This is a genomic window from Pseudoalteromonas sp. J2K-J599, from assembly GCF_059295115.2.
Window position 1 is genome coordinate 465,136 of the sequence record NZ_CM200271.1, and the last position, 12,411, is coordinate 477,546.

10 protein-coding genes are annotated in these 12,411 nt (G+C 40.1%); 8 read left to right on the forward strand and 2 right to left on the reverse strand.

What is annotated here, in order from left to right; translation table 11 throughout:
- The first annotated feature begins 100 nt into the window (after positions 1–100).
- From AC5NT5_RS02055 to tldD, 8 genes are read left to right on the forward strand one after another with little or no spacing between them, the layout of a single operon-like run.
- On the forward strand, positions 101–1,144 hold the full coding sequence (locus tag AC5NT5_RS02055; protein ID WP_002958401.1) for a rod shape-determining protein: 1,044 nt from the start codon (positions 101–103) through the stop codon (positions 1,142–1,144).
- The gene (gene mreC, locus AC5NT5_RS02060) at positions 1,144–1,986 is read left to right on the forward strand and encodes a rod shape-determining protein MreC (RefSeq protein ID WP_173400216.1); all 843 of its coding nucleotides are present in this window, start codon (positions 1,144–1,146) and stop codon (positions 1,984–1,986) included. Before AC5NT5_RS02055 ends, mreC begins: the two co-directional genes overlap by 1 nt.
- A complete protein-coding gene (mreD, locus tag AC5NT5_RS02065) occupies positions 1,979–2,458 on the forward strand; it encodes a rod shape-determining protein MreD (RefSeq protein WP_002958403.1) in 480 nt (159 codons plus the stop codon). The genes mreC and mreD overlap by 8 nt, the downstream gene beginning before the upstream one ends.
- The gene (locus AC5NT5_RS02070) at positions 2,458–3,027 is read left to right on the forward strand and encodes a Maf family protein (protein WP_154904155.1); all 570 of its coding nucleotides are present in this window, start codon (positions 2,458–2,460) and stop codon (positions 3,025–3,027) included. Before mreD ends, AC5NT5_RS02070 begins: the two co-directional genes overlap by 1 nt.
- A gap of 1 nt (position 3,028) precedes the next feature.
- Entirely contained in the window at positions 3,029–4,501 is a 1,473-nt protein-coding gene (rng, locus tag AC5NT5_RS02075) for a ribonuclease G (protein ID WP_002958405.1), read from the forward strand.
- Positions 4,501–8,358 (forward strand): YhdP family protein, encoded by a 3,858-nt coding sequence (locus AC5NT5_RS02080; RefSeq protein WP_339719753.1) that lies wholly within the window; start codon positions 4,501–4,503, stop codon positions 8,356–8,358. The genes rng and AC5NT5_RS02080 overlap by 1 nt, the downstream gene beginning before the upstream one ends.
- Positions 8,355–9,194, forward strand: a complete 840-nt coding sequence (locus AC5NT5_RS02085; protein WP_494513267.1) for a carbon-nitrogen hydrolase family protein — start codon at positions 8,355–8,357, stop codon at positions 9,192–9,194. The genes AC5NT5_RS02080 and AC5NT5_RS02085 overlap by 4 nt, the downstream gene beginning before the upstream one ends.
- Entirely contained in the window at positions 9,191–10,630 is a 1,440-nt protein-coding gene (gene tldD / locus AC5NT5_RS02090) for a metalloprotease TldD (RefSeq protein ID WP_101163214.1), read from the forward strand. The genes AC5NT5_RS02085 and tldD overlap by 4 nt, the downstream gene beginning before the upstream one ends.
- A 153-nt stretch (positions 10,631–10,783) precedes the next feature.
- Here the strand turns inward: tldD and AC5NT5_RS02095 are convergent, their stop codons facing one another.
- Together AC5NT5_RS02095 and AC5NT5_RS02100 are read right to left on the reverse strand one after the other, a co-directional pair.
- Positions 10,784–11,620: a mechanosensitive ion channel family protein gene (locus tag AC5NT5_RS02095; protein ID WP_494513268.1), complete on the reverse strand. Its 837-nt coding sequence runs from the start codon at positions 11,618–11,620 to the stop codon at positions 10,784–10,786.
- Positions 11,621–11,727: 107 nt separating this feature from the next.
- Positions 11,728–12,360: a hypothetical protein gene (locus AC5NT5_RS02100; RefSeq protein WP_494513269.1), complete on the reverse strand. Its 633-nt coding sequence runs from the start codon at positions 12,358–12,360 to the stop codon at positions 11,728–11,730.
- Between the last annotated feature and the right edge of the window lie 51 nt (positions 12,361–12,411).

The following is a 12,411-nucleotide window of genomic DNA, read 5'->3' on the forward strand; positions in this document are numbered from 1 at the left end:
CAAATTCACAAAGGCGCTGCGCTTTATATTGCTCATATAGTTGAGCATGTTAAAGTGAGGCAGCTAATATAAGAACGTATTTCAAAGGTCATCCAGCCTCATGTTTAAAAAACTCCGTGGTATTTTTTCTAACGATCTATCGATCGACTTGGGTACAGCCAATACCCTAATTTATGTAAAAGAAGAAGGTATTGTATTAAACGAACCTTCAGTTGTTGCTATTCGCCAAGAACGCGCTGGTGGACCTAAAAGTGTTGCATCTGTAGGTACAGAAGCAAAACAAATGCTAGGCCGTACACCGGGAAATATTAAAGCAATCCGTCCAATGAAAGACGGTGTAATTGCTGATTTTTATGTAACTGAAAAAATGTTACAACACTTCATTAAGCAAGTGCATAACAATAACTTTATGCGCCCAAGTCCGCGTGTACTAATTTGTGTGCCGTGTGGTGCTACTCAAGTAGAAAAACGTGCAATACGTGAATCTGCAATGGGTGCTGGTGCTCGTGAAGTTTACTTAATTGAAGAACCAATGGCAGCAGCTATTGGCGCAGGTTTACCAGTATCAGAAGCAACAGGTTCTATGGTTGTTGATATTGGTGGTGGTACAACTGAAGTGGCTATTATTTCACTTAACGGTGTTGTTTACTCATCATCTGTTCGTATTGGTGGCGATAAGTTTGACGAAGCTATTATTAATTATGTACGTCGTAACTTTGGTAGCTTAATTGGTGAAGCGACAGCTGAAAATATTAAGCATCAAATTGGCTCTGCGTTCAAAACTGATGAGCCAATCGAAATTGAAGTGCGCGGTCGTAACCTTGCCGAAGGTGTTCCGCGTTCATTCACGCTTAACTCACACGAAATCCTAGAAGCTCTACAAGAGCCGTTAATGGGTATTGTGAGTGCAGTAATGGTTGCACTTGAGCAATCACCACCTGAGCTGGCATCAGATATCTCTGCGCACGGCATGGTACTTACTGGCGGTGGTGCATTGTTAAAAGATTTAGACCGTTTATTAATGGAAGAAACGGGTATTCCGGTTGTTGTAGCTGATGATCCACTTACGTGTGTTGCGCGTGGTGGTGGTAAAGCATTAGAAATGATCGATGTTCATGGTGGTGACGTTTTTAGTTACGACTAATGAAATTAATGTTTGGACGCACAGTCTCTTTGCAACTGCGACTTTTTGTCGCAGTGCTTTTGAGTATCGTACTCATAGTTGGAGACAGATATACGCAAGGTGGTACCGTTGTTCGTACCAGCCTTAATACTCTAGTTAGCCCACTAATCTATGTAGCTAATTTACCCTACGAATTATTTAGCTTAAGTGCTAAAAGCCTGCATACGCGGGATCAACTTCTTACTGAAAACGAAGCGCTGAAAAAAAAGCAAATGCTACAAAGCGAGCAACTTCAGCAGTATCAATTTCTAGCCAGAGAAAATCAAAAACTGCGCGCCTTATTAGGCTCATCTGCAAAGCAATCAAATCGTAAAATTATTGCTCAGGTACTTTCTGTACATTCAAACCCGTATAGTCATCAGGTTGTTATTAACCGTGGTACTACTGACGGGCTTAGTGAAGGCCAAGCTGTAATTGATGAAATGGGTGTAGTAGGGCAGCTTACAAAGGTTGGTTCAACAACTTCACGCGTGCTACTAATGACCGACACCACACATGCCACACCTGTACGTATACTTCGTAACGATGTACGAACGGTTGTTGAAGGCATAGGTAAAATTAACGTCGTTAAGCTCTCTCACGTTCCACACAGTTTAGATGTGCGAATTGGCGATGTACTTGTTACATCGGGTTTAGGGGGCACATTCCCTGAAGGATACCCGGTGGCAGTAGTAACCGAAATAAATCGTGATGAAGGGCGACCGTTTGCACAAGTTTTTGCAGAACCTATTGCGCAACTAGATCGCATTCGTTTGCTGGTTATTTTATGGCGTAATCAACAGGAGCAAATCAGCGATGATTAACCGTTATTCATTGTTAATTGCGCTAAGCATCTTTTTTGCGTTAATAATGGCACTAATGCCACTTCCATTTTCGTTTGAACCATTTAGACCTGACTGGGTTTTACTTGTACTTATGTATTGGTCGCTAGCAGTACCGCATCGTTTAAATATTGGTACTGCTTGGGTTGTTGGTTTATTAATAGATTTAGCGTCTGGCTCACCGCTGGGCGTGAACTCGCTTACATTCTCGGTATGTATTTTTGTAACCGCGAGCAACTTTCAAAAAATTCGTAACTTTTCGCTTTGGCAACAAAGCCTACTAATTGGTTTATTTTTAACGCTGTATCACTTAATGCAGTTTTGGCTAAATCACTTTTTGTTAGGGGTTTATTTTAATCCACAGTATTTATGGCCAGTAGCAACCGGAATGGTTAGCTGGTTTTGGGTCTTTTTACTACTTCGTAAATATCGCAGACATTTTAGGATCAGGTAATGACTACCGCAGTATATTTGGCATCAGCCTCGCCCCGTCGTAAAGAGTTATTAAGCCAATTAGGTGTCGAATTTACACAATTTAGTGTTGATGCAGATGAAAGCCCACTTCCAAACGAGCAACCTAGAGCACTTGTTGAGCGTTTAGCGCGCTTAAAAGCCCAAAGCGGTGTAGAGCTTGGATATACCGATCGCCCTGTACTTGGTAGTGATACTGTGGTTGTTATCGATAACGAATCATTGGGTAAACCTCGCGATAAAAACGATTTTACACATACGTTAAAACGCCTATCGGGTAACACGCATCAAGTGCTCACAGCAGTTGCATTTGCGACGCAAAGTGATGTACTTAGCTGTGTTGTAAGCACAGATGTTACTTTTAAAACTTTAACAGATGAAGAAATTAATGCTTATTGGGAGTCAGGTGAGCCACAAGATAAAGCCGGTGGCTACGGTATCCAAGGTTTAGGCGGCCGCTTTGTAACACACATTGCAGGTAGCTATTTTTCTGTTGTAGGCTTACCTTTATATGAAACCGAACAATTATTAAAAACATTCTTAAGAAGGTAACATGAGTACAGAATTACTGATCAATGTCACACCGAGCGAAAGCCGTGTTGCCCTAATAGAAAACGGTGTACTGCAAGAAATACAGCTAGAGCGAATTGGTAACCTAGGTATTGTAGGCAATATTTACTTAGGAAAAATAAGCCGCGTACTTCCTGGTATGCAGGCTGCTTTTGTTGATATCGGCCTTGAAAAGGCTGCATTTTTGCATGCTTCCGATATTGTAAATAGTGCTTCTATTGTTGAAGGCGTAGACGACGTACCAATAAAAAAAGTACAAGATATTAGAGAGTTAGTTCGTCAAGGCCAATACATTATGGTGCAAGTGGTAAAAGATCCGCTAGGCACTAAAGGCGCAAGGCTCACCACTGATATAACTATTCCTTCTCGCTATTTAGTGTTTATGCCTGATGCGACCCATGTAGGGGTTAGTCAGCGTATAGAAACTGAAGAAGAGCGCTCACGTCTTAAAAAAATAGTCGCAGAATATGGCGATGAAAATGGCAGCTTTATCGTACGTACAGCTGCCGAAGGTGCTAGCGAAGCTGAATTACGACACGATGCTGGCTTTTTAAGAAAATTATGGGAAAAAATAACATCACGTCGTAGAAAAACGAGTAAAGCCAGTATCCTACACGAAGATTTAACCCTTGCCTTTAGAACCCTGCGTGACTACGTAGGCGAAGATATGGAGCGCATTCGCGTTGACTCTAAACTCAGCTATGAAGAACTAAAATTATTTACAGAAGAGTTTGTTCCACAGCTTTCTCAAGTGCTTGAATACTATCCAGGCGAGCGGCCTATATTTGACTTGTTTGACGTTGAAAACGAAATTCAAAAAGCACTACATCGTAAAGTTACGCTAAAATCGGGTGGTTATATAATTATTGACCAAACAGAAGCAATGACGACTGTTGATGTTAATACAGGCGCATTTGTAGGGCATCGTAATTTAGAAGAAACGATTTTTAATACCAACGTAGAAGCAACCTCTGCAATTGCCCGCCAGCTCAGGCTGCGTAACTTAGGCGGTATTATCATTATCGACTTTATCGATATGGTAAGTGAGGATCATAAAAGGCGGGTGCTTCATTCACTTGAATCAGCCCTTGCAAAAGATCGCACTAAAACGAATATTAACGGGCTTTCAGCGCTTGGCCTTGTTGAAATGACGCGTAAACGTACACGCGAAAGCTTAGAGCATATTTTATGTGATGTATGCCCAGCATGTTCCGGTCGTGGTTCACAAAAAACAGTTGAAACGGTTTGCTACGAAATACTACGTGAAATAGTGCGTGTTAACCGAGCATACGCAGCGGACAAGTTTATGGTGTATGCAGCGCCTGCTGTAAGTGAGGCCCTACTAAACGATGAGTATCATAACCTTGCTGAGCTTGAACTATTTATTGGTAAGCAAGTCAATATTCAAACAGAGAGCTTATACAGCCAAGAACAGTTTGATGTGGTAATGATGTAATGAAAGCAAAAGCGGTCTGTTTTTTTTGTTTTAGAAAGTTATGGCAGACCTGCGCCATAATTTTGGTATTACTGGCCGTTATTGTTTCAATTTTAAAATATACCCTCCCGTATGCAAACGAATACAAAGGTGACATAGAAAGCTATTTACACGAAAAGTTTGAAATAAGCTTATCTATCGGTGAGATATCAGCTAGTTGGCAGGGCAGTGGTCCTGCATTAGTGCTAGAAAATTTATCGTTTAAAGATAACGAAACCGCACCAATATCACTCACCATTGCTAAAACCAGCTTAGAGCTAAACCTATGGGAAAGCTTAAAAGCACTGCAACTTAGATCTAATTATTTTGTTATTAATGGTTTTCACACCAGTGTAAATATCACCAACTTATTTAAAACCGGTGACAACGACGAAGTTTCTTTTGAGCAAAAAGAGCTAATTGAAGAACTGTTTTTGGGTAAAACGGGTCATTTTGCAATAGAAAATTCCAGTATTAACTTTATTTTAGAAGACGGTAAAGAACGTAAATTACTTCTTCAAAACATTGTTTGGCAAAATGAAGATGAGCAGCATCTTGGTAGTGGAAGCTTAGCACTGCCGGGTATTTCGGTCGGAGACTTTGACGCGCGCATAGCACTTACCGGGGATACTCTAGAGCAAGTAGCGGGCGACATCTATGTGCAGGCTAATAAGGTCGATGTATCTAACTGGTTAGCGCAATATATAAATACGCAAAAACAACAACTGCATAGCGATATTAATTTACAAGCATGGCTAAAACTAGATAAAGGTTTTGTAAGCGATGTGAAAATGCAGTGGTTACCAAGCTTTGTACGCTGGCAGCGAGAAGAGCAAAGCCACCAAGTTAGTTTGAGTGAAGGTGGATTCCATCTATATCCAGAACAAAATAGCTGGCACTTAAAAAGCACCGGTTTAACATTTAATAGTAACGATAAAGCATGGCCAAGTTTAGAGTTTGAAGCCCAACTAGGGCTACAGAATAAGGTGTGGCTGCATCAAGTTGATTTTGAATTACTGAGTAACCTAGCCGGGCTAAGTAATTTTAATGCACTTGAACCATTTTTAGAACGCCAACCTAGTGGGCAAATAGATCAAGCTTATTTAAGTTTTTCTAATGCACAGCAATGGCAATTATGGTTTGAGGCTAACAATATTGGCTGGCAAGAATTAAGATCGGTACCAGCAGCGCAAGAACTTAGAGTAAATGGTTTACTTACCCAAAGTACTGGTCGAATAAATTTATTTGGTGAAAATGGCACATTAGTTACAGGCGAAAGCTTTAGTAACGACATAAATTATAATCAGCTAAATGTAGAGCTAGATTTAGCTAAGCGAGATGATGGCTGGCATATAAGTAGTGACAATATCTGGTTTGATAATGATGAAGTTACTCTTGCTGCAGAATTACAAATTAGCCTAACAGATGATCCTCGATTAGATCTTTACGCAGAAGCGTTCGCTCCAGATGCCAATATTGCAGGTCATTACTTCCCATTAAAAGCGATGAGCTCTGAACTTATTAGCTATTTAAATGGTGCAATTAAAGGCGGAGAAGTATCTAAAGCACAGGTCTTATTTGCAGGGCCTTTGTCTGGTTTCCCATTTACTGATGGTAGTGGTCAGTTTGATGTATTAGCACAAATAGACAATGCAACCTATGAGTTTGACCCTGATTGGCCTGCGGTCACTAATGCTAATGTACAGCTACATTTTGATAATGAGCGTATGGACATATATAGCCAGCAAGGTAAGTTGGTTAATTTAGATATTGGTAATAGTGTACAGGTAAGCATTGCAGATTTAATGCATGCTGATGAACTTATTGTGCAAATTGATAAAAAAGCACAAATGGAAAAGTTACATGACTTTTTTGCAGCGACACCTATTGCTAAACCTCTTGCTGAAATTTTTAAAGTTGTGCAGGGCAAAGGCGAAGCCGATGCCAGTATTGAGCTTTTAGTAGGCTCAAAATTTAAAGGTGGGGCCAGTGTTAGCGGCAAGGTTAATTTAAATGACTTGCCAGTATTTATAGCAACGCCAGGGATTGAGCTTAAAAACTTAACTGGCGAGCTTAATTTTAAAAACGACAATATCACACTTAAAAATGCGACTGCGAAGTGGCTGGGCATGCCGCTAACTATTGATTACAGCAGTAAAAGTGATGCAAAAAATTACCAAGCAAACATAGATATAAACGCCAAAATTGATGCCGATACACTAATAGATAGTGGACAAGGCATATTGAAAAATTATTTAAGCGGGCAAAGTGATGTTGATATTGGCTTAGTACTTAATTTTGAAGAACAAGGTTTTAATTACCGCGCCCAAGTTACTTCGGAGCTACTTGGTCTAACAAGTAATCTACCTGCACCTTATAATAAAAATAGTGAACAAGTGTGGGCGCTTGATGCAGTAGTACAAGGTGATGATATTTCTAATCTCATTACCGCAAACGCTAATCAACAGTTTTACTTTAATGCTATTTTAGAAAATGGAAAATCACAGTTTAGTAATGTCCATTTTGTGCTCGGAAAACAAGATTTAGGATTAAACCAAAAAGACTTAAGCGTAAATATAAATCTTGAACAGAGTGAACTAGTGCCTTGGTTTGATCTGATTGATCAAATAATTAAAGCAGGTAAAGCAAACCCAGATAAAAAATCAAAAGGGATTATGCCACCGCTTAATGAGGTGGTCGCAAATATAGGTATGCTTGATGCGAGTAACATCATCTTTAATGATTTTGAAATGCGTTTAGCACCATCAAAAGACGATTTATACCTAAAGCTAAATGCTAAAGAACTTAGAGCTGGGGTTTTTATCCCTACATCACAGCCTAGCCAGCCCATACGAATTAATGCCGATTACTTAAGGCTTAATTTTGCACCGCACAATGAGCAAGTACTTGAAATAACAGATGTACTTCCTGAGAAAGACTTGAGCTGGCTTACTAAAATACCTGCCATTGAGTTTGAATGTAGTGATTGCAAAATTGACCGCTACCAACTTGATAAAGTGAGTGCGTCATTATTAGGTGATGGAGAGCGTTTATCAATATCAGAACTTGTAGTCGATAAAGGCGATCATTTACTGCGCACTAAAGGGCAGTGGCAAAATGGATTAACAACGCTAAGTGGCGAGCTTAAAAGTGATGACATAGGCGCACTGTTTGGTGAGTTTGATATAACCTCCGCGATTAAAGACTCAAAAGCCGATCTAAATTATGATCTTACTTGGCAAGCAGCACCTTATGATTTTGATGTGAAAAGTTTAAGTGGCGAGATAGCTTGGGATTTAGGAGAAGGTCACTTAACTGAAGTTAGCGATGGCGGGGCACGCGTATTTTCGTTACTGAGCCTTGATTCATTAGTACGCAAGCTGAAACTTGATTTTAGAGATGTGTTTTCAAAGGGCTTTTTTTATAACAGCATGCAAGGCACTATGCAGTTAGAAAACGGTATTGCTTACACTAAAGATACCAAAATGGACGGCGTACCCGCCGATTTAACCATTAAAGGTTATGCAAATTTAAACACGCTTGATATAGATTATGATCTTGCTGTAGCGCCGCAGGTAACCTCGAGTATTCCGGTTATAGTTGCATGGATGGTAAACCCAGTAACAGGGCTTGCTGCCTTAGCAATTGATAAAGTTATTCATTCTGCGCGCGTCATCTCAGAGATCAACTTTAAAGTAACGGGTAAAATGAACGATCCTATTGTTCAAGAACTCGACAGAAAAAGTCGTGAAGTTACGCTTCCTCAAGCTGCGCAAAATCAGCCACAAGCATCAGTCGATTTAAAACTTAAAGATGCACAAGTAACAGTAACGCAATGAACAAAACTGAAATACTAAGCACTCCCACAATAGTTGCCCTGCAAATGTGTTCAGGGCTAAGCCCTGATGACAACATAGCAAGCTTAAAGCGTGCACTTAAAACACTCCCCGCAACAAGACCATTACTTGTTTGTTTGCCTGAGGCTTTTTTAGTGTTTAGTAAAAGTGGTAACGATACGTTACGTGTTGCTAAGCAAGTTGAGCGATACAAACTACAACTTAGTGAATTGTGCCAACACCATAATATTTGGTTAAATGCAGGGACAATGCCTGAGCCATTTAACGAACATAAATATTATGCAGCATCGCACTTATATAATAATCAAGGCGAGCTGGTTGCAACGTATAACAAAATACATTTATTTGATGTAAACGTAGATGATCAAACAGGTAGCTATCGAGAGTCAGATTTTACCCAAGCAGGTAGCGATTTGGTTGTTGTTGATTCTCCCTTTGGTAAAATAGGCTTAACAGTATGTTATGATCTGCGCTTTAGTGGCTTATTCAACGAACTAGTACGCCAAGGCGCCGATATTATTTTAGTACCAAGTGCATTTACAGTCGTCACAGGACAAGCGCATTGGCAGCCATTATTAGCAGCTCGCGCAATAGAAACACAATGTTATGTAGTTGCAGCAGCTCAGTACGGTACACATGAAAATGGCCGACAAACATATGGCCACAGTATTATTATTTCGCCTTGGGGAAGTATCCTGAGTGAATTGCCAACAGGCACCGGTTTTATAAGCTGCAACGCAGATTTAGACCAGTTACAAAAAATTAGACGAGATATGCCCGTGCAGTCTCATCAACGATTTAGAGAGCATTTATTATGAATTCGGTTGAACAGCATTTACTACACGACAGCCAGCTAAATAGAGAAGAGCTCGAAAAAACGCTCGCTTACATACATCAGCATAAAGTGGATTATGCCGATTTATATTTTCAATCAAGCCACCACGAATCATGGGTGCTTGAAGACGGCTTAGTTAAAGAAGGCTCTTATAACGTTGAACGTGGCGTTGGTGTACGTGCTGTAAGCGGCGAAAAAACAGGATTTTCTTACTCTGATGCAATAAATCTTGAAGCACTTAATAAAGCGGCTACAGCGGCTCGTAGCATTGCAGATGCTGGCGAAGATAGAGCGATTAAAGTATTTAGTGATGTTAAAGCTAAAGAGCAATTTGCACCGCATCAGCCAATTTCGAGTATGAGCGACACCGACAAGGTGAGCTTATTACGCGAACTTGAAAACTATATTCGCGAACTAGCACCCGATGCAGAGCAAGTAATTAGTTCAATGTCAGCGGTTTACGAAGAAGTATTAATCGCAGCAAGTGATGGTACGTTTGCGACCGATATTCGCCCGCTTATTCGTTTAAACTGCTCAGTACTGCTTGAAAAAAATGGTCGCCGTGAACGCGGTGGCGCAGGCGGTGGTGCTCGTTTAGATTATGGTTACTTTAAAGAACTTGTTGACGGTAAACCGCGTTGGATGGAATTTGCTGAAGAAGCGGTACGCCAAGCTAAAGTAAATCTTGAGGCTATTGATGCCCCTGCAGGCACGATGGAAGTTGTACTTGGTAATGGTTGGCCTGGCGTGCTTTTACACGAAGCGGTAGGGCACGGACTTGAAGGCGACTTTAACCGCAAAGGCGCGTCTGCGTTTAGTGGTAAAGTAGGCCAAAAAGTAGCATCTGAGCTGTGTACAGTTGTTGATGATGGCACCATGGCCGATCGCCGTGGCTCACTTAATGTAGATGACGAAGGCACACCAGCCGCTTACAACGTTCTTATCGAAAACGGTATTTTAAAAGGCTATATGCAAGATAAGCTAAACGCGCGTTTAATGGGTGTAAGCCCTACCGGTAACGCACGCCGTGAGTCGTATGCACATTTACCAATGCCTCGCATGACTAATACCTACATGTTAGGTGGAGAGCACAGCCAAGCCGATATTATAAGCTCAGTTAAAAAAGGGGTATTCGCGCCTAACTTTGGCGGCGGGCAAGTTGATATAACGTCAGGTAAGTTTGTATTTAGCGCATCAGAAGCGTATTTAATCGAAAATGGTAAAATTACCCAACCAATTAAAGGCGCAACGCTTATTGGTAATGGCCCAGAAGTAATGCAGCAAATATCGATGGTTGGTAACGACTTAGCACTTGATAAAGGTGTTGGTGTGTGTGGTAAAGATGGTCAAAGCGTACCGGTAGGCGTAGGCCAACCAAGCCTTAAAATTGATCGGCTAACAGTCGGTGGTACAGCTTAAATATTACTCAAGCGCGAAGTGAATTCGCACCTACGTGCTTGATGTTTATTGTAGGTGAGGTTTTACACCTCGCTTTTTAAATACAGACTTAGAAATAGAGCGCGAAATAAATTCGCACCTACGATTTGTATTTTTACTTTGTGTAGGCGAGGTTTAGGCTTCTCCTTCATCCTCTTTATTTTTTTCAGCCTCTTTATACCATAATGAAAAAAAGCACTCTGTTAATTTATGCTCTATCTCAAGCGCTTTTTCTGTAGGACAAAACAAGGTAAAGCTTGCTTTAAATTCACCTAAATCAGTTGTACCAAAGTGAATTACTGGCTCCGGGCCAGATATTTTTGCATCAAGTTTGCGCTCAATCATCGAATTATAACGGCTTGCTACTTCTTGAAACTCTTCGCAGTACAGTTTAGCTTGCTCAGTCAGTGTGTCGTGAATAGGGTACGGATTAAAGCTCTCTCTTCGGACAATAATAAAATGATGTGTAACAAAGCGTTTTACAAAGTTTAAGTTTTTAATAGAGCTGGTAATCAGCTTATTATTAGGTATGTATATGGTTTTTCTAGAAAATTGATAAGTATGTATATCAATTTCATGCATGGTTGTTTTTATCCAATCCGTTTCAGCTACTTCACCAAAGTAATCACCAACTTGTATCCAATCACCGACTCTAAACGGGCGAGTTGTTACGAGGTAAAAAAAGCCTATTACACACTGAATAAACTCACGCGTTGCAAGCACAATCGCCACAGCAAAAGCAGCAATAGAAAGTGCAAAGTTTTGAATTTCGGTAGACCACACAAACAGCAGCGATATCATCATTACAAAATTAACAAAGTGCTTAATATTGTGTGCGATGTAACGGATGTCTTTTTCTTTTTTTTCTGCGCGACTTTTAGCAAGCTTATCAACAAGCACTTTTAGTACAAATGCAATTGTGATCATTACAATTGAAAGAAGAAACGGATGCAGTAATATATCTTTAGTCATAATATCCAATTAAACGCGAGTTGATAAAAACAGGCTCAGTATATTGATTTATTAAACCAATTAGCAAATTTAGTGCAAAAAAAGTAACCAATAAAAATGGAGAAACGCTATTGAGTTACTTCATCAGTGCAATGTTTGTGATTTTTAGCCATTCTTTTTCGGCATATGAGTACAAGCTCAATGGCTGAAATAAAGATTAGAGTATAGCCAAGCGTTTCTATACCCTCTTCAACAATGTTTTTTACTGCACGTACGTAGTCATCGCCCATTACTGAATGCCAAAATGCGCCTTTGCCCATCATTCGCGAAAATGCGAGTAAAGTAACCATGCCTGATAAGCAAATTCCATAACTAGGAGTGAGGCTATAGGCTTTTAAAGAGTTAAAAATACTTCCTCTGTTTGTTATTAAATAAACAAACACGCCAGCTAAAATTGAATAGACGATACTTTGCCAAGCGCCATCAAAAAAGTATAAGTCGAGGTAGGTATCAAACTCTCTTACAAACATCATTGCCGATAACGCAGCAAGTAATACTGCCGGTATTTTGAGTTGAAAGTTAATTCGCGAAGCATAGAAAAACAAAATACAGCTTAAAAAAGTTAAAATATCTTGCATATGTTCGGTAAGAGTTTCTTCACTGTAAAGTGCATACTGTTTTAATTCAAAACCTTCAAGTTGAATTAAATGAGCAACACCCGCTAGGCATAATAAATAAATAAAAGATCGCAGTAAAAACATAAATAACCAAGAGAAACTATAAATGCGCGGGATTCTAATCGTTAAAATGCT